Source organism: Pseudomonas sp. M2(2023) (genome assembly GCF_030263955.1).
GTDB lineage: Bacteria > Pseudomonadota > Gammaproteobacteria > Pseudomonadales > Pseudomonadaceae > Aquipseudomonas > Aquipseudomonas asiatica.
In genome coordinates this window covers 3,515,374-3,531,862 of sequence record NZ_CP127114.1, presented here as the reverse complement: position 1 = coordinate 3,531,862, position 16,489 = coordinate 3,515,374, and the positions used below count along the sequence as shown (strand labels likewise).

At 62.8% G+C, this 16,489-nt stretch carries 19 protein-coding genes; 9 read left to right on the top strand and 10 right to left on the bottom strand.

Annotated elements, in window-relative coordinates:
• Positions 1 to 19 precede the first annotated feature (19 nt).
• The 6 genes from modC to QN085_RS16305 form a co-directional block, all read right to left on the bottom strand.
• Positions 20 to 1,111 (bottom strand): molybdenum ABC transporter ATP-binding protein, encoded by a 1,092-nt coding sequence (gene modC, locus QN085_RS16330; RefSeq protein ID WP_038409937.1) that lies wholly within the window; start codon positions 1,109 to 1,111, stop codon positions 20 to 22.
• Position 1,112: 1 nt separating this feature from the next.
• Positions 1,113 to 1,793 (bottom strand): molybdate ABC transporter permease subunit, encoded by a 681-nt coding sequence (modB, locus tag QN085_RS16325; protein WP_013973189.1) that lies wholly within the window; start codon positions 1,791 to 1,793, stop codon positions 1,113 to 1,115.
• Entirely contained in the window at positions 1,793 to 2,551 is a 759-nt protein-coding gene (modA, locus tag QN085_RS16320) for a molybdate ABC transporter substrate-binding protein (protein WP_023662423.1), read from the bottom strand. Before modA ends, modB begins: the two co-directional genes overlap by 1 nt.
• A 181-nt stretch (positions 2,552 to 2,732) precedes the next feature.
• A complete protein-coding gene (locus tag QN085_RS16315) occupies positions 2,733 to 3,821 on the bottom strand; it encodes an NAD(P)H-dependent flavin oxidoreductase (protein ID WP_041505854.1) in 1,089 nt (362 codons plus the stop codon).
• Positions 3,822 to 3,864: 43 nt separating this feature from the next.
• Positions 3,865 to 4,035, bottom strand: a complete 171-nt coding sequence (locus QN085_RS16310; RefSeq protein ID WP_013973186.1) for a hypothetical protein — start codon at positions 4,033 to 4,035, stop codon at positions 3,865 to 3,867.
• Between the two features lie 7 nt (positions 4,036 to 4,042).
• Positions 4,043 to 4,345 (bottom strand): DUF1883 domain-containing protein, encoded by a 303-nt coding sequence (locus QN085_RS16305; RefSeq protein ID WP_004375922.1) that lies wholly within the window; start codon positions 4,343 to 4,345, stop codon positions 4,043 to 4,045.
• 160 nt (positions 4,346 to 4,505) lie between these two features.
• Here QN085_RS16305 and QN085_RS16300 point away from each other — a divergent pair, with 160 nt between their 5' ends.
• The 9 genes from QN085_RS16300 (at position 4,506) to QN085_RS16260 (ending at position 13,349) form a co-directional block, all read left to right on the top strand.
• Positions 4,506 to 4,865, top strand: coding sequence for a hypothetical protein (locus QN085_RS16300; protein WP_024087369.1), 360 nt, complete (start codon positions 4,506 to 4,508; stop codon positions 4,863 to 4,865).
• Between the two features lie 77 nt (positions 4,866 to 4,942).
• Positions 4,943 to 5,593 carry a c-type cytochrome gene (locus QN085_RS16295; protein WP_023662562.1) on the top strand — a complete coding sequence of 217 codons (651 nt, stop codon included), beginning with the start codon at positions 4,943 to 4,945 and terminating at the stop codon, positions 5,591 to 5,593.
• Positions 5,590 to 6,504: a c-type cytochrome gene (locus tag QN085_RS16290; protein WP_013973182.1), complete on the top strand. Its 915-nt coding sequence runs from the start codon at positions 5,590 to 5,592 to the stop codon at positions 6,502 to 6,504. The genes QN085_RS16295 and QN085_RS16290 overlap by 4 nt, the downstream gene beginning before the upstream one ends.
• Positions 6,505 to 6,806: 302 nt before the next feature.
• Entirely contained in the window at positions 6,807 to 7,646 is an 840-nt protein-coding gene (gene galU, locus QN085_RS16285; protein WP_013973181.1) for a UTP--glucose-1-phosphate uridylyltransferase GalU, read from the top strand.
• Between the two features lie 188 nt (positions 7,647 to 7,834).
• Entirely contained in the window at positions 7,835 to 9,190 is a 1,356-nt protein-coding gene (gene gorA, locus QN085_RS16280; protein WP_013973180.1) for a glutathione-disulfide reductase, read from the top strand.
• A 243-nt stretch (positions 9,191 to 9,433) separates the two neighbouring features.
• Entirely contained in the window at positions 9,434 to 10,384 is a 951-nt protein-coding gene (locus QN085_RS16275) for an IS110 family transposase (RefSeq protein ID WP_013970357.1), read from the top strand.
• Between the two features lie 356 nt (positions 10,385 to 10,740).
• A complete protein-coding gene (ahpC, locus tag QN085_RS16270) occupies positions 10,741 to 11,304 on the top strand; it encodes an alkyl hydroperoxide reductase subunit C (protein WP_004375926.1) in 564 nt (187 codons plus the stop codon).
• Positions 11,305 to 11,428: 124 nt separating this feature from the next.
• Positions 11,429 to 12,991, top strand: coding sequence for an alkyl hydroperoxide reductase subunit F (gene ahpF, locus QN085_RS16265; RefSeq protein WP_013973179.1), 1,563 nt, complete (start codon positions 11,429 to 11,431; stop codon positions 12,989 to 12,991).
• 169 nt (positions 12,992 to 13,160) lie between these two features.
• The gene (locus QN085_RS16260; protein WP_013973178.1) at positions 13,161 to 13,349 is read left to right on the top strand and encodes a hypothetical protein; all 189 of its coding nucleotides are present in this window, start codon (positions 13,161 to 13,163) and stop codon (positions 13,347 to 13,349) included.
• Positions 13,350 to 13,353: 4 nt separating this feature from the next.
• Here QN085_RS16260 and QN085_RS16255 read toward each other — a convergent pair whose 3' ends face one another.
• From QN085_RS16255 to QN085_RS16240, 4 genes are all read right to left on the bottom strand, one after another.
• Positions 13,354 to 14,001, bottom strand: coding sequence for a YceH family protein (locus QN085_RS16255; RefSeq protein ID WP_023661273.1), 648 nt, complete (start codon positions 13,999 to 14,001; stop codon positions 13,354 to 13,356).
• 168 nt (positions 14,002 to 14,169) lie between these two features.
• Positions 14,170 to 15,381 carry a serine/threonine transporter SstT gene (gene sstT / locus QN085_RS16250; RefSeq protein WP_023662369.1) on the bottom strand — a complete coding sequence of 404 codons (1,212 nt, stop codon included), beginning with the start codon at positions 15,379 to 15,381 and terminating at the stop codon, positions 14,170 to 14,172.
• A 78-nt stretch (positions 15,382 to 15,459) separates the two neighbouring features.
• Positions 15,460 to 16,029 (bottom strand): GNAT family N-acetyltransferase, encoded by a 570-nt coding sequence (locus QN085_RS16245; RefSeq protein ID WP_023662368.1) that lies wholly within the window; start codon positions 16,027 to 16,029, stop codon positions 15,460 to 15,462.
• 78 nt (positions 16,030 to 16,107) lie between these two features.
• The gene (locus tag QN085_RS16240) at positions 16,108 to 16,452 is read right to left on the bottom strand and encodes a carboxymuconolactone decarboxylase family protein (protein ID WP_013973174.1); all 345 of its coding nucleotides are present in this window, start codon (positions 16,450 to 16,452) and stop codon (positions 16,108 to 16,110) included.
• Positions 16,453 to 16,489 lie beyond the last annotated feature (37 nt).

The window sequence follows — 16,489 nt, the reverse complement described above, 5'->3', positions numbered from 1 at the left end:
CCAGCGACGTGGCCGATGCTCAGCCCAGCAGTGCCACCGACTTGATCTGGGCAAACAGCACCTGGCCCGGGTGCAGGCCGAGCTGGTCTGCCGAGAAGCGGGTGATGCGCGCGAGCAAGGCGTTGCCGCCAGCATCCAGGCTGACCAGTACATGGGCCGGGTTGGCGGCCGGGCGGCTTTCGCGCACGCGCACCGGCAAGCGGTTGAGAATGCTCGAAGTGCTGTCGGCTACCAGGGCCAGGCTGACGTCACGCGCCTGCACCTTGACCCGCAAGGTGCTGCCCATCACCTGGGCAGGGTGGGTGATACGCAACAGCGGCCCGTCGTTTCCGGGCAGGCGCAGGTCGAGCAGGTCGTAGTGCGCGTCGTGTGCCACCACCAGGCCTTCGAACACCACCCCGGCATCCTCGCCCTCGGCCAGCGACAGGTCGAGACGGGCCAGGGTGTCGCCGATCGGGCCGCTGGCCACTGCCTGGCCTTGCTCCAGCAACACCAGGTGGTCGGCCAGCCGAGCCACTTCCTCCTGGGCATGGCTGACATATACCAGCGGGATGTCCAGTTCGCCATGCAGACGCTCCAGGTAGGGCAGGATCTCGCGCTTGCGCGGCCCGTCCAGTGCAGCCAGCGGCTCGTCCATCAACAGCAGGCGCGGGCTGCTGAGCAGGGCGCGGGCAATGCCTACCCGCTGCGCCTCGCCACCAGACAGGGTCGTCGACCGGCGTGCCAGCAAGTGGCCGATGCCCAGCAGTTGGCAGGCCTGGTCTAGGCTGACCTTGCGCTGGGCAGCGGCCACCCGGCGCCAACCGAACTCCAGGTTGCCGCGTACCGACAGGTGCGGGAACAGGCTGGCCTCCTGGAACACGTAGCCTACCGGGCGCAGGTGTGGTGCCAGGAAGAAGCCGCGGGCGCTGTCTTCCCAGATTTCGCCGTTGACTTCGATGTAGGCGCTGCCGGCCCGCTCCAGCCCGGCCAGGCAACGCAGGCAGCTGGTCTTGCCAGAGCCGGAGTGGCCGAACAACGCACTGATGCCGCGGCCGGGCAGGTGCAGGTCTACGTCCAGGGTGAAGTCGTCGCGCGCCAGTTTCAGGCGCGCCACAATCGATGTGCTCATTTCAGCTCCAGCCAGCCTTGCCGCGGCGTCCTGCGTACAGCAGGAGCAGTACCAGGAACGAGAACACCAGCATGGCACCTGCCAGCCAGTGTGCTTGCGAATAGGCCATGGCCTCGACATGATCGAAGATCTGCACCGAGACCACGCGTGTCTTGTCGGGGATGTTGCCGCCAATCATCAACACCACGCCGAACTCGCCCACCGTGTGGGCGAAACCGAGGATGCTGGCGGTGATGAAGCCTGGGCGGGCCAGCGGCAGCACTACGTGGATGAAGGTGTCCCAGGGGCTGGCGCGCAGCGTTGCGGCCACTTCCAGCGGGCGCTGGCCAATGGCGCCGAAGGCATTCTGCAGCGGCTGGACCACGAACGGCATGGAGTAGATCACCGAGCCGATCACCAGGCCGGTAAAACTGAACACCACGCTGCCCAAACCCAGCGCCTGGGTCGCCTGGCCCAGCCAGCCATGCGGGCCGAGGGCGATCAGCAGGTAGAAACCGATCACTGTGGGTGGCAGTACCAGCGGCAAGGCCACCACCGCGCCCACCGGCCCGCGCAGCCACGAGCGCGTGCGCGCCAGCCACCAGGCGATGGGCGTGCCGACGATCAGCAGGATGAGGGTGGTCATGCTGGCCAGTTTCACGGTCAGCCAGATGGCACCCAGGTCACTGGCATCCAGTGGCATCAGATTTCATAACCGTAGGATTTGATCACTGCCGCGGCTTTCGGGCCTTTCAGGTAGTCGACCAGGGCCTTGGCGGCGGGGTTGTCCTTGCCTTTTTCAAGGATTACCGCGTCCTGGCGGATGGGTTCGTGCAGGGACGAGGGAACGATCCAGGCCGAACCGCTTTCGACCTTGCCGTCCTTGTAGATTTGCGAAAGGGCGACAAAGCCCAGTTCGGCGTTGCCGGTGGATACGAACTGGAACGCCTGGGTAATGTTCTGCCCTTCGACCAGCTTGGGCCGGGTGGCTTCGGTCAGCTTCAGCTTGTCCAGCACCTGGGTGGCGGCCAGGCCGTAGGGCGCGGTTTTCGGGTTGGCAATGGACAGGTGCTTGAACTGGTTGTTCTTCAGCACTTCGCCGTTGGCGTCGACATAGCCGGGCTTGGCCGACCACAGCGCCAGGGTGCCGATGGCGTAGGTGAAGCGTGAGCCTGGGGCAATTGCGTTTTCCTGCTCGAGCTTGGCTGGGGTGCTGTCGTCGGCAGCGAGAAATACCTCGAACGGCGCGCCATTCTTGATTTGTGCATAGAACTGGCCGGTGGCGCCATAGGCAGCGACCAGCTTGTGGCCAGTGTCTTTCTCGAAGTCCTTGGCAATGGCCTGGATAGGGGCTGTGAAGTTCGCTGCGACCGCGACCTGGACTTCATCGGCCCAGGCAGTGTTGAAGGCAAGCAGGCTGGCCAGGGCGGTGGCAGCCAAGTGGGGCGGGCGGATACGCATGAAGACAGCTCCTTGGGGTTATCGTTATAGCCTGAACTATATAGCGGTAGACCATGGGCCGGGAAGGGGCAAGGTCATGCGTAAGCAGGCCAGGCCCTTTCGCGGGTAAACCCGCTCCCACAGGGGCGCCCCAATATTCGAATTGTGGGAGCGGGTTCACCTGCGAAGAGGCCAGACCTGCTTATGCAGACGCCTGGCGGCCGACCACGGCCAGCGCCTTTTCGGCAATCTCCCGGGTCAACTCACCCGCCGGTATATGCCTGCCCAGCCGCAACGCCTGCCCCGACCAGAGGTTGCTGAAATCGCTATTGCCCTGCGGATCCGTAATCGCCCGCAAAGGCATCAAGGCCCCGCCGGCCAGCGGGAAGTGCGGGGCCAAATCGCTCATCGGCCCCAGCTCGCGCATGATGCGGTTGTTGATGCCACGCGCCGGTCGGCCGGTGAACAGGTTGGTCAGCGCCGTGTCGCTGGCAGGTGCGCTGTCCAGGGCCTGGCGATGCGCCGGCGACACCTTGGCCTCGGGGCAGAACAGGTACGCCGTTCCGATCTGCACTGCCGAAGCACCCAAGGCCAATGCCGCCAACAGGCCGCGGTGGTCAGCAATGCCACCAGCGGCAATCACCGGCACGCTGACCGCATCGGCCACCTGCGGCACCAGCGCGAAGGTGCCGATCTGGCTGGTGATATCGTCGCTGAGGAACATGCCGCGATGGCCGCCCGCCTCATAGCCCATGGCAATGATCGCATCACAGCCGTGATGCTCCAGCCACACGGCTTCCTCTACTGTAGTGGCGCTGGACAGCACCTTGGTACCACTGGCCTTTACCCGTTGCAGCAGGTCGGCATGGGGCAGGCCGAAGTGGAAGCTCACCACCTCCGGGCGCAGTTGCTCGACCAGCTGGCAGCTCTGTTCGTCGAAAGGCGCCCGGTTGGACACCGGCGTGGGCGCCGTGAAGTCAGCACCCACTTCGCTGTAATAGGGTTCGAGTGCCCGCTTCCAGCGTGCATCGCGCTCGGCATCGGGCGCTGGCGGCTGGTGGCAGAAGAAGTTCAGGTTCAACGGGCGGCCCGGGCAGCCGGCGCGGAAGGCGGCGATCTCGGCGCGCACCTGGTCGCCCGTGAGCATGGCGCAGGGCAGGGCGCCCAAACCGCCCGCCAGGCCCACGGCAGTGGCCATGCCCGAGCCCGTCGCACCGGCCATGGGGGCCTGCAGAATGGGCAACTCGATACCCAGCAGGTCGAGGATGCGGCGGTCGGGCCAGTGGCTCATGCGATTCTCCTTGCGCGGGCGGGCAGTACGGTGGTGCGGGTGTTTACAAGGCTTTGCTGACCTGGATGTCGCTGATCTTCTCGGCGTCTTCGCCGTGAATCTTGCGCAGGGCTTCCAGGGCTTGTTCGAGGGAGGCGTCGGGCATCAATGCGAAGTCCCAGCGGCGCTGGCCGTCGAGCTTGTACTTGATGACGTACTTGGTGGTCTGGGTCATGGTGGCCTTATCTTAGTTTCGACGATGAACGACGGACAATCTTGATCTTGTGGGTCAAGGTTGGCTTGCGGGTGACCGAGATCGGGCGGGTGGTCACGGTATCGATAGTTATGTTCCAGAATCCGGTGCTTGGCACGGTGATCTTCGCCGGGAACTTGTCGAAATGGCCACCGTGGTAGGTATGACGACCGCCGTTCTTGAAGCTGCGGAAGTTGGCGTCGTTCATCAGGCGGATATTGCAGCGCTGGGAGCACTCGATGACGACGATATCGTCCTCGTTCAGGTGCTCGCGCTGGTGTACGAATTTCATGTGATGCTCCGCAAGGATTGGTTCTGCAAAGGCGAAAGATACCACGATGTCGGGTTACACTGCCGCGCTGTTCCGCCAGGCGTAGATAAATCTGCCAAAGCAGGGAGCAAATCGGCCTGGCTGTGGTCGAAGCGGATTCTTGAAGGCAGAGGTGCTGCAAATGAAGTGGATGGTGGCGGCGTTGGCGATGACGCTGGGTGGCTGTGTGAGTGTTACGGAACTGGAACAGTCGCGCGAAACGCTGGATGTAATCTCGGGCAAGTCCCCACGCGCGTATGCCGATTGCGTCAAGCAGAAGCTGGCCGATACCCGCGAGCCGCTGGTGGAAGAGCAGCGTGGCGATGGCCTGCGGCTGATCGTGCCGCAGAAGATCAGCTCGGGTGTGGGTCCGGCGGCGCTGGTGGATATCGACAAGCGTGGCAGCGGCAGCAGCATCAAGCTGCACGAGCGGCTGAACAATTTCCCGCTGCGCCTGGGCGACGTGCGCACCGCAGCCACCCAATGCATTTCCGGTAGTTGATCCAGGGCAACTGATCACGCTCCTTTTGCTTATATGTTTTAAGCCTAAGCTTATAACAATAGAAAAGGAGATTCGTGATGACACCGTTGAATCGCGCCTTGGTCGGCAGCCTGCTGATCCTGGCCTGGCCCACGGCGCATGCCGCCGATGGCCAGAAAGTCTTCACCCAGGGTGGGGCCAACCCTGCCGCCATGGCTTGCCTGGGTTGCCATGGCCCGGACGGCAAGGGCATTGTCGCTGCCGGCTTCCCGCGCCTTGCCGGGCTACCTGCCGCCTACCTTAGCAAGCAACTGCATGACTGGCGCGACGGCAGCCGCAAGCAGCCAGTGATGGAACCGCTTGCCAAGGCCCTGACCGAGGAGGAGATCAAGGCGGTCAGCACCTATTTGGCCAGCCTGCCGGCAGACCCTGCAGGCGACCTGCGCCGCCAGCAGATCGCCGATGATCCCACCACCCGCATGGCCCTGTACGGCGACTGGAGCCGGCAGATTCCTGGCTGCGTGCAATGCCATGGCCCGGGCGGTGGCGGGGTTGGCGAGCATTTCCCGCCCTTGGCCGGTCAGCCCGCGAGTTACCTGGTGGCGCAGCTCAACGCCTGGCGTGACGGCACCCGCAGCAATGACCCCAACCAGCTGATGGTCGGTGTGGCCAAGGCCATGACCGATGACGAGATCAAGGCCGTTGCCGAGTTCTTCGCCCGCCCCGCCAGCCAGGAGGTCACGCCATGAAACCGATGATTCCAGCCCTGCTGCTGCTGGCCATGGGCACCGCACACGCCGCCCAGATAGCCATGGAAGACCAGTCGCAGTTGAAAGTGCCTGGCGTGCAGGCCGCGCCGCAGTTCGTGCCACCAGCGGAAAGCGAGTTGCCTGACAATGCCTTTGGCAAGATGGTACGCGAGGGGCATGCCTTGTTCGTCGACACCCGCAGGTTGATGCCCGAGGCTGTGGGCAACGGCATGAACTGCAGCAACTGCCACCTTGACCAGGGGCGGCTGGCGCATTCCGCGCCGATGTGGGGGGCGTACCCGATGTACCCCGCCTACCGCAAGAAAAATGACAAGGTCAACACCTATGCCGAGCGCATCCAGGGCTGCTTCCAGTTCAGCATGAACGGCAAGCCGCCTGCGGCCGATAGCCCGCAGATGACGGCGCTGGCGGTGTATTCGTACTGGCTGTCGACCAAGGCGCCGACCGGCGTCGAGATTGCCGGGCGCGGGTACCCGGAGGTGCCGCAACCAAAGGGCGGATACGACTTCAAGCGCGGTCAGCAGGTTTATCGTGAGCAGTGTGCGATTTGTCACGGCGACAATGGCGAAGGGCAGAAGGTGGCGGGCGAGTACGTGATGCCGCCGTTGTGGGGCAAGGACTCCTACAACTGGGGCGCCGGCATGCACCGGATCAATACCGCGGCGTCGTTCATCAAGTACAACATGCCGCTGGGCAAGCCGGGCAGCCTTAGCGATCAGCAGGCCTGGGATGTGGCGGCCTGGGTCAACCGCCATGAACGGCCGCAGGATCCGCGGCTGGTGGAAGGCTCCATCGAGAAGACGCGGGTGAAGTTCCATGCCAATGACGGGGTGAACCTGTATGGGCAGAAGGTCGATGGTGTGTTGATCGGGCAGGGCACGGGTAGCTGATGTATTGCCTGTACTGGCCTCTTCGCGGGCAAGCCCGCTCCCACAAGGATCACCACAGACTCTGAATGCTGTGCAGTACCTGTGGGAGCGGGCTTGCCCGCGAAGAGGCCAGTACAGGAAACCCCGATTTCCTGTCATCCAACGGTCATGGATGACAGCAATATTTACGATCCCCCGGAACTATCTACACTAGGTTATCTCTATCTTCCCATCGATCGGCCACAGGTAGGGCATTGTAAGGTGACTGCCGCCTGATTAGACTGCGCCGAATTCCACTGGCCTAGCCTTTTGTAAGGACGTATATGATCAAAAAATGCTTGTTCCCGGCAGCCGGTTACGGCACCCGCTTCCTTCCCGCTACCAAAGCCATGCCCAAGGAAATGCTGCCGGTGGTCAACAAGCCACTGATCCAGTATGGCGTTGAAGAGGCACTGGATGCCGGTCTGAACGAGATCTCCATCGTCACCGGGCGCGGCAAGCGTGCTTTGGAAGACCACTTCGACATCAGCTACGAGCTGGAAAACCAGATCAAGGGCACCGACAAGGAAAAATACCTGGTTGGTATCCGTCGCCTGCTCGACGAGTGCTCGTTCTCCTACACCCGCCAGACCGAAATGAAAGGCCTGGGCCACGCCATCCTGACCGGCCGCCCGCTGATTGGCGACGAGCCGTTCGCCGTGGTGCTGGCGGACGACCTGTGCGTGAACCCGGAGGGTGACGGCGTACTGACCCAGATGGTCAAGCTGTACAACCAGTTCCGTTGCTCGATCGTTGCCATCCAGGAAGTCGATCCGCAGGAAACCAACAAGTACGGCGTGATCGCCGGCGACATGATCCGTGACGACATTTTCCGCGTCACCAACATGGTCGAGAAGCCAAAGCCGGAAGATGCCCCGTCGAACCTGGCGATCATCGGTCGCTACATCCTGACCCCGGACATCTTCGACATCATCGCCAACACCGAGCCGGGCAAAGGTGGCGAGATCCAGATCACCGACGCCCTGATGCAACAGGCGCAGAACGGCTGTGTGATCGCCTACAAGTTCAAAGGCAAGCGTTTCGACTGCGGTGGCGCCGAGGGCTACATCGACGCGACCAACTTCTGCTTCGAGAACTACTACAAGACTGGCAAGGCTTACTGATAAGCCGCTACTTGTATCAAAGCTGATAACTGGGGCTGCTTTGCAGCCCTTCGCGGGCACGCCCGCTCCTACAGGTATTGTGCAGGCCTTCAAGGCTGCGCCGGTACTGTGGGAGCGGGCGGGCCCGCGAAGGGTCGCAAAGCGGCCCCAGTGCGTTATGCTGGGCGCCTGCCTAGGAGAGTGAATACATGGCCTACGATTTTGATCTGTTCGTGATTGGTGCCGGGTCCGGCGGTGTGCGCGCGGCGCGGTTTGCCGCCGGCTTCGGGGCAAAGGTGGCAGTGGCCGAGAGCCGCTACCTGGGCGGCACCTGCGTCAACGTCGGCTGCGTGCCGAAAAAGCTGCTGGTGTACGGCGCACACGTCGCCGACGAACTGGAACAGGCCGCAGGCTTCGGCTGGACCCTGGAAGAAGGGCACTTCGACTGGGGCACCCTGATTGCCAACAAGAACCGGGAAATCGAGCGCCTCAACGGCATCTACCGCAACCTGCTGGTCAACAGCGGGGTTACCTTGCTGCAGGGGCATGCGCGTCTGACCGGTGCCAATGAAGTGGAAGTGGAAGGCCAGCGCTACACCGCCGAGCACATCCTCATCGCCACCGGTGGCTGGCCACAGGTGCCAGACATTCCGGGCAAGGAACTGGCCATCACCTCCAACGAAGCATTCTACCTCAAGGACCTGCCACGCCGGGTGCTGGTGGTGGGCGGTGGCTACATTGCCGTCGAGTTTGCCGGCATCTTCCAGGGCCTGGGGTCGGCTACCACACTGCTGTACCGTGGCGACCTGTTCCTGCGTGGCTTCGACGGTTCGGTGCGCACGCACCTGAAGGAAGAACTGGAAAAGCGCGGCCTTGACCTGCAGTTCAATGCCGACATCCAGCGCATCGACAAGCTCGAGGACGGCAGCCTCAAGGCCACCCTGAAGGATGGCCGCGAGCTGGTCACCGATAGCGTGTTCTATGCCACCGGCCGGCGCCCGATGCTGGACAACCTTGGCCTGGAGAACACCGGCGTCGAGCTGGATGAACGCGGTTATATCCGGGTAGACCCGCAATACCAGACCACCGCGCCGTCGATTCTGGCGATTGGCGATGTGATTGGCCGCGTGCAACTGACCCCGGTGGCACTCGCCGAGGGCATGGCCGTGGCCCGGCGCCTGTTCAAGCCTGAGCAATACCGCCCTGTGGACTACCAGAACATACCCACCGCGGTATTCAGCCAGCCGCCCATCGGCACCGTGGGCCTGACCGAGGAGCAGGCGCTGGAGGCCGGGCACAAGGTGCAGGTATTCGAGAGCCGCTTCCGTGCGATGAAACTGACCCTGACCGACATCCAGGAAAAGACCCTGATGAAGCTGGTGGTCGATGCCGAGACCGACAAGGTGCTGGGCTGCCACATGGTTGGCCCCGACGCCGGCGAGATCATCCAGGGCCTGGGCATTGCCCTGAAGGCCGGTGCGACCAAGCAACAGTTCGACGAAACCATCGGCGTGCACCCGACGGCGGCCGAAGAGTTCGTGACCATGCGCACGGTCACTCGCTGATGCCACTGGCCCCATCGCCGGCAAGCCAGCTTGTGTCTTCAAGGTCTCTTAAACTCGAAAGGGTGAGAGCAGTGGATGGCAGACTGAAAGCCAGGTGTGCTCTAAAGCACGAGTGGGAGCCTAGTCGCCATCCACCTCCCACTCTGACCTAAGCCCGAACAGTTGAATGAGTGGCGAACTCGCAGTCACAAGCTAGGGCTAAGTCAGAGTGCTCTCACTTCTTGAGTGTAAGAGGGCTTGGCGATGATTTCCTACTTCGTTGGTCTCGACGTTTCGAAAGCGACTCTGGATGTGGGCTTTCTTCCTGAAAGTATTCCCCAGTTCCAGGTCAGGAATGACTCTGAGGGCTTTGCGCAACTGATCGCATGCCTGAACGAGCTTGAGGTCGAACGGGTCTTGCTGGAAGCCACCGGTGGCTATGAACGGGCCGTATTCAAAGCCTTGCGACTGGAGGGTTTGAACGTCGTCAGGGTCAACCCCAGGCGCTGTCGGGACTATGCGAGTGCCATGGGCAAAATTGCCAAGACTGACAAGATCGACGCCCAGATGCTGGCGCGGTTTGCCAGGGACTTCGAGGACTTGCCGCAGATAGAGCCTAATCAAGATCGGGATGAACTGGGAGAGCTCATCAAACTCCGTGGCAATCTTGTCCAGCATCGGGATGATGACAAGCGTCGGATGAAACAAACCACTTCAGCTACGGCCATTACCGTTTATACCGAGCATGTCGCTTACCTGAATGATCAGATTAAGGCCTTGGACAAGGCGATTGAGCGTGCCTCGAACGTGCTGGATCGCACGACAGCCATGCGGCTAAGGTCTGTGAAAGGGATTGGCGTCATCAGTTGTGGCACCTTCATGGCCTACCTACCTGAGCTGGGAAGCGTGACGGGGCGCGAAATTGCAGCCTTGGCTGGGTTAGCGCCGTACAACAAAGACAGCGGCAAGAAGAGTGGCCCCAGGAAGATCGAAGGCGGGCGTTACAGAGTCCGCAAGGCGGCCTACATGTCGATCTGGTCAATGATCCAGCATGTCCCAGAAGTTAGAACCCGCTATGAAGCCCTGATAGCCCGAGGCAAGCGCGCAAAAGTTGCCGCAGTGGCGTGCATGCGCGTGTTGCTGGTGCGCCTGAACGCAATGCTGCGTGACGGAACGGAGTGGAAAGAGCTCAAGCCTCAGGTACCCGCACCCTGATCACGAACGAGGATCGATTTTCTACAAATGCGGGCTTCGCCAGCGACACCGCTACGCGGTATCGAGCGAAGCCCTGCCCGAATGGCACGCTTGAAAATAAATTTCTAAAGACAGTTGCTCCCACAGGGATTGCACAAGTGCAGAGACCTGCGCGGTACCTGTGGGAGCTGGCTTGCCGGCGATGGAGCCCTTGAATGCCCCGCAATCCTTTGCTCAGCCCATTCCCTTCTATCAATTATCCTCGGTTATAGCCAAAACCAATCAAAAGCATGAGCTTTGCCAATGAGCCTTTATCGGGACCAGCGGTTAGGATTCTCTCCATCAACTGATTCCAACCCCATGAAGGAGCGTCTCTCATGCCAATCATCAACAGCCAGGTCAAACCGTTCAACGCCACCGCCTACCACAAGGGCGAGTTCGTCCAGGTCAGCGAAGCCGACCTGAAAGGCAAGTGGTCTGTCGTGTTCTTCTACCCGGCCGACTTCACCTTCGTCTGCCCGACCGAGCTGGGTGACCTTGCTGACAACTACGCCGAATTCCAGAAGCTGGGCGTGGAAATCTACGGCGTGTCCACCGACACCCACTTCACCCACAAAGCCTGGCACGACACTTCGGACACCATCGGCAAGATCCAGTACCCGCTGATCGGTGACCCGACCCACGTTATCTCGCGCAACTTCGACGTGCTGATCGAAGAAGCCGGCCTGGCCGATCGCGGTACCTTCGTGATCAACCCGGAAGGTCAGATCAAGATCGTCGAACTGAACGACGGTGGTGTAGGTCGCGATGCTGCCGAACTGCTGCGCAAGGTGAAGGCTGCCCAGTACGTCGCCGCTCACCCAGGCGAAGTTTGCCCGGCCAAGTGGAAAGAAGGCGAAGCCACCCTGGCTCCATCGCTGGACCTGGTCGGCAAGATCTAAGCCGATGTGTATGTCGCGGGCGGTAGCCAGCCGCCAAAGCTGAAGTACCTACCGCCCCGTAAAGCGCCCGGGCGAGCTCGCCTGGGCGTTTTTGTATCCGAGTTTTGAAAAAGGAATCGCCCGTATGTTGGACGCCACGCTTAAATCGCAACTGAAAACCTACCTGGAGCGGGTCACCCAGCCGATCGAGATCGTTGCCTCCCTCGACGACGGCGCGAAATCCCGCGAATTGCACGACCTGCTGGTGGAAATTGCCAGCCTGTCGAACCTTATTACCTTCAGCGCGGACGGCAACGATGCCCGTCGTCCATCGTTCTCGCTGAACCGCCCGGGAGCCGACATAAACCTGCGCTTCGCCGGCATCCCCATGGGCCACGAATTTACCTCGCTGGTGCTGGCACTCCTGCAGGTCGGGGGCCACCCGTCCAAGGCCAGTGCCGAAGTGATCGAACAGATCCAGGCGCTGGAAGGCGAGTTCACCTTCGAGACCTACTTCTCGCTGTCGTGCCAGAACTGCCCGGACGTGGTCCAGGCGCTGAACCTGATGGCGGTCCTCAACCCCAACGTGCGCCACGTGGCCATCGATGGCGCGCTGTTCCAGGCGGAAGTGGAATCGCGCAAGATCATGGCGGTGCCGAGCATTTACCTGAACGGCGAAGTGTTTGGCCAGGGCCGCATGGGCCTGGAAGAAATCCTCGGCAAGATCGACACCAACGCTGGCAGCCGCCAGGCCGAAAAGATCAACGCCAAGGACGCCTTCGACGTGCTGGTGGTCGGTGGTGGCCCCGCCGGCGCCTCGGCAGCTATCTATGCCGCGCGTAAAGGCATCCGCACCGGTATTGCGGCCGAGCGTTTCGGCGGCCAGGTGCTCGACACCCTGGCCATCGAGAACTTCATCTCGGTACAGGAAACCGAAGGGCCGAAGCTGGCCACGGCGCTGGAAGAGCACGTCAAGCAGTACGACGTGGACATCATGAACCTGCAGCGCGGTGAAGCGCTGATCCCGGCCACCGATGGCGGCCTGCACGAAGTACGCCTGGCCGGCGGTGCCTCGCTCAAGGCCAAGACCGTTATCCTGGCTACCGGTGCCCGCTGGCGTGAGATGAACGTGCCGGGCGAACAGGAATACCGCGCCCGTGGCGTGGCTTACTGCCCGCACTGTGACGGCCCACTGTTCAAGGGCAAGCGCGTGGCGGTGATCGGTGGAGGCAACTCGGGTGTGGAAGCGGCCATCGACCTGGCGGGTATCGTCGCCCAGGTGACACTGATCGAGTTCGACAGCCAGCTGCGTGCCGATGCGGTACTGCAGCGCAAGTTGCACAGCCTGCCGAACGTGAAGGTGATCACCAGTGCGCTGACCACCGAGGTGCTGGGCAATGGCGAAAAGGTGACCGGCCTGCGTTACAAGGACCGCACCACCGACCAACAGCATGAAGTGTCGCTGGAAGGCATCTTCGTGCAGATCGGCCTACTGCCGAACACCGACTGGCTGAAAGGCACCGTCGAGCTGTCGCCGCGTGGCGAGATCATTGTCGATGCCAAGGGCCAGACCAGCATCCCGGGTGTGTTTGCGGCGGGTGACGTGACGACTGTGCCGTACAAGCAGATCGTGATTGCGGTGGGTGAGGGGGCCAAGGCATCGCTGGCGGCCTTTGACCACCTGATCCGCACTTCGGCACCGGCGTAAGCCTGTACCGGCCTCTTCGCGGCTAAAGCCGCTCCCACAGGTACTGCGCAGATTTTGCAAACTGTGCAGATCCCTGTAGGAGCGGCTTTAGCCGCGAAAGGGCCGGTACAAGCAAAGCAATAACCGAGGATGTCTATGATTACTGCAGACACCCTCAGGAATCACACCCATGACCCTGATCAGCCGCGAACCCTGGTGGCTAGTCCCCCCAAAGCCCGGGCAGCAAGAGCAGGACCTGCACTGGGGCTACCTGGAAATCTACGCCGACGGCCGCACCGTGTTCGTCGACCAGCGCCCCAGTGACCGGGAGCTGGCCGAGCGCAAGAGCTGCCGCAACTTCCCCGACCCCGAGCCGTGACGGCTCAGCCTTCCAGTTCGGCCAGGCGTGCTTCCAGCGCCGCGATGCGTGCTTCGAGGGCTTCGATGCGTTCTTCCGACACATTGCCGCCGCTGCTGCGTGCCCCACCTTCTTGTTGCCGGGCAGCCAGGATTGCCTCGATTTCGGCCGGGTCGCCCAAAGCATGGGTGTAACGGTCTTCGCGCTGGCCGGCCTGCCGCGGCAGGTGCAAGGCCAGGCCGCGCGAGATCAGGCGCTCCAGCTGGTGCTGGATCTGCTCGGTGTCGTCGAAGTCGTGCAGGCGGTTGCTGCGGGTCAGCAGTTCGTTGAGGGTTTGCGGCCCGCGCAGGAACATCAGGCCCATCAGCACCAGTTGCGCCGGCACCAGCTCAAGCGCCTTGTCCACCCGTTGTTCCCAACGGTCGGCGCGGCTGCCCATCTGCAGGCGGGTCATGTCCTGCCCTTCGAGGGCGCGCAGGGCTTGGCCGACCTGGCCTTGGGTGAGGTTCATGACCGGCTCGCGACTGGTCTTCTGGTTGCAGGCCAGGACCAGGGCGTTGAGGGTCAGCGGGTAGCTTTCCGGGCTGGTGGCCTGCTTCTCGATCAGCGAGCCGAGAATACGGATCTCGATGCTGCTGAAGCGGCCTTCACCGGCGGTTTCGTGTTCTGACATGGCCCTGTCTCATTGGTGGGGAAAGGCCACTAGGGTAGGTAATGCCATCGTGTTAGGCAATTGGCCCCTGTGGGAGCCAGTTCACCCGCGACCACCGGCGCAGCCGGTGCCATGCACCGCGTCGCCTGATTCGCGGGTGAACCCGCTCCCACAGGGGCCCGGCAACGCTCAAGCGTTGCGCCGCTCTTCAGCCTGGCACGCCGCCGCGGTAAACAGCACATCGGTCGAAGAATTCAGCGCCGTCTCGGCCGAATCCTGCAGCACGCCGATGATGAAGCCAACCGCCACCACCTGCATGGCAATTTCGCTAGGGATACCAAACAGGCTGCACGCCAGTGGAATCAGCAGCAGCGAGCCACCGGCCACGCCCGAAGCGCCGCAGGCACAAACCGCCGCCACCACGCTGAGCAGCACGGCGGTCGGCAGGTCCACCATGATACCCAGAGTATGCACCGCCGCCAGGGTCAGCACGGTAATGGTGATGGCGGCGCCGGCCATGTTGATGGTTGCACCCAGCGGGATCGACACCGAATAGGTGTCCTCATGCAGGCCAAGGCGCTCCGACAGGGCCAGGTTAACCGGGATGTTGGCTGCCGAGCTGCGAGTGAAGAACGCAGTGATACCGCTTTCGCGCAGGCAGAGCAGGGTCAGCGGGTAGGGGTTGCGGCGGATTTTCCAATATACGATCAGCGGGTTCATCACCAGCGCCACGAACAGCATGCAGCCGATCAGCACCGCCAGCAGGTGCAGGTAGCCGAGCAGGGCGTCCAGGCCCGACTGGGCCAGGGTGGCGCTGACCAGGCCGAAGATGCCCAGCGGGGCGAAGCGGATGACCACGCGTACGATCAGGGTCACGCCATTGGACAGGTCCTCTACCACGGTGCGGGTGGTTTCGCCGGCATGGCGCAGGGCTACGCCCAGGCCGATGGCCCAGGTCAGTACGCCGATGAAGTTGGCGTTGAGCAGGGCGTTGATCGGGTTGTCGACCGCACTCAGCAGCAGGTTCTGCAGCACCTCGGTAATGCCCCCCGGCGCGCTCAGCGCAGCGTCGCTGGTAGTCAGCACCAGGTTGGACGGGAACAGCATGCTGGCGACCACGGCGACTACCGCTGCGCTGAAGGTGCCCAGCAGGTACAGCCAGAGGATCGGGCGGATATGGGTTTCCTGGCCGTGGCGGTGGTTGGCGATCGAGGCCATGACCAGGATGAACACCAGCACGGGCGCCACCGCCTTGAGGGCGCTGACGAAGACTTTCCCGAGGAAGGCCATGTCGCGGGCGATGGCGGGCGCAAGCAGGGCCAGGGCGATGCCGGCGATCAGGCCGATGACGATCTGCGTCACCAGGCTGGTGCGGTTGAGGAAGCGGAGGACGGGGGTCATGTGCAACGATATCCCAGCATGTTCAAAAAGGGCGCGACTTTACCATAGACCTTCGTCGAGCAGGGCGGCCTGAAGAAGTCAGCGCCCGCGCCGCCGCGACACCCGCGCCTCGATGTTCTTGCGCCCGATCAGCAGTGGCGGCTTCTCCACTACCGGCTCGTCCGCCAGCCACTTGTACATCACCAGGCAGTCCACCAGCCCCAGGCGGGCATGGCGATAGGCCTTGGGCAAGCGGCCAACGGTTTCGAAGCCCAGCTTGTGCCACAGCGCCACCGCTACCTCGTTGGTGGCCACCACCGAGTTGAACTGCAGGGCCAGAAAGCCCTCCTGGCGTGCCTGTTTCTGGGAGTGCTCGCACATCAACCGCGCGACGCCGCGGCCGCGTGCCGTTTCACAGACCATGTAGCCGCAATTGCCCACGTGCCCACCGGGCCCGGCGGCATTGGCCTTGAGGTAATACGACCCCAGCATCGCGCCGTCATCCTCGGCCACGAATGTGCGCATGGGCAGTTCCAGCCACAGCTGGCGGGCCTGTTCGAAGCTGAGGGCCGGGTCGAATGCGTAGGTCTCACGGGCCTGTACGACGGCCTGGAAGGTGGGCCAGAAGTGTTCGAAGTCTTCCGGTGTCATGGGGCGGATGTGGATCATGCGGGTTCCTGCAAGGGCTGGGCCGCCCAGTCTGGGTGGCGCGGCGCCGTCGCGCAAGGGCGGCGACGCCATTTGCGTTCAGCCGTTGGCCTTGCCCACCGCATCCATGGCACGTGCCGAGTACACCAGCGCGGCACCAGCGTTCATCGCCACGGCCACGCCGAGGGCCTCGGCGATTTCCTCGCGGCTGGCACCGTGCTTGACGGCCTGCTGCGAATGCACCGCGATGCAGCCATCGCAGCGTGTGGTCACGGCCACGGCGAGGGAGATCAGCTCGCGGGTCTTGGCGTCCAGGTGGTTGGTCTTGGCCCCTGCGCCGCTGGCGGTCATGTAGCCGGCCACGGTGTCAGGGGAAAGCTGCTTGAGATCGCCGATGCCGGCCATCAACTGCTTACGGTAGGCGTCCCAGTCCATCATGCTCATCGTCTTCACCTTGGGGAGGTTGCGAGTGGAGCTTTCA

Excerpts from the sequence above, each read along its gene's own strand:
- QN085_RS16315 (WP_041505854.1), bottom strand. The coding sequence starts at position 3,821 with ATGAGCCACTGGCCCGACCGCCGCATCCTCGACCTGCTGGGTATCGAG.
- QN085_RS16260 (WP_013973178.1), top strand. The coding sequence starts at position 13,161 with ATGACCCTGATCAGCCGCGAACCCTGGTGGCTAGTCCCCCCAAAGCCC.
- sstT (WP_023662369.1), bottom strand. The coding sequence starts at position 15,381 with ATGACCCCCGTCCTCCGCTTCCTCAACCGCACCAGCCTGGTGACGCAG.
- modA (WP_023662423.1), bottom strand. The coding sequence starts at position 2,551 with ATGCGTATCCGCCCGCCCCACTTGGCTGCCACCGCCCTGGCCAGCCTG.
- QN085_RS16300 (WP_024087369.1), top strand. The coding sequence starts at position 4,506 with ATGAAGTGGATGGTGGCGGCGTTGGCGATGACGCTGGGTGGCTGTGTG.
- QN085_RS16255 (WP_023661273.1), bottom strand. The coding sequence starts at position 14,001 with ATGTCAGAACACGAAACCGCCGGTGAAGGCCGCTTCAGCAGCATCGAG.
- modB (WP_013973189.1), bottom strand. The coding sequence starts at position 1,793 with ATGCCACTGGATGCCAGTGACCTGGGTGCCATCTGGCTGACCGTGAAA.
- gorA (WP_013973180.1), top strand. The coding sequence starts at position 7,835 with ATGGCCTACGATTTTGATCTGTTCGTGATTGGTGCCGGGTCCGGCGGT.
- QN085_RS16240 (WP_013973174.1), bottom strand. The coding sequence starts at position 16,452 with ATGAGCATGATGGACTGGGACGCCTACCGTAAGCAGTTGATGGCCGGC.
- ahpF (WP_013973179.1), top strand. The coding sequence starts at position 11,429 with ATGTTGGACGCCACGCTTAAATCGCAACTGAAAACCTACCTGGAGCGG.
- galU (WP_013973181.1), top strand. The coding sequence starts at position 6,807 with ATGATCAAAAAATGCTTGTTCCCGGCAGCCGGTTACGGCACCCGCTTC.
- QN085_RS16295 (WP_023662562.1), top strand. The coding sequence starts at position 4,943 with ATGACACCGTTGAATCGCGCCTTGGTCGGCAGCCTGCTGATCCTGGCC.
- QN085_RS16305 (WP_004375922.1), bottom strand. The coding sequence starts at position 4,345 with ATGAAATTCGTACACCAGCGCGAGCACCTGAACGAGGACGATATCGTC.
- modC (WP_038409937.1), bottom strand. The coding sequence starts at position 1,111 with ATGAGCACATCGATTGTGGCGCGCCTGAAACTGGCGCGCGACGACTTC.
- ahpC (WP_004375926.1), top strand. The coding sequence starts at position 10,741 with ATGCCAATCATCAACAGCCAGGTCAAACCGTTCAACGCCACCGCCTAC.
- QN085_RS16290 (WP_013973182.1), top strand. The coding sequence starts at position 5,590 with ATGAAACCGATGATTCCAGCCCTGCTGCTGCTGGCCATGGGCACCGCA.
- QN085_RS16245 (WP_023662368.1), bottom strand. The coding sequence starts at position 16,029 with ATGATCCACATCCGCCCCATGACACCGGAAGACTTCGAACACTTCTGG.
- QN085_RS16310 (WP_013973186.1), bottom strand. The coding sequence starts at position 4,035 with ATGACCCAGACCACCAAGTACGTCATCAAGTACAAGCTCGACGGCCAG.
- QN085_RS16275 (WP_013970357.1), top strand. The coding sequence starts at position 9,434 with ATGATTTCCTACTTCGTTGGTCTCGACGTTTCGAAAGCGACTCTGGAT.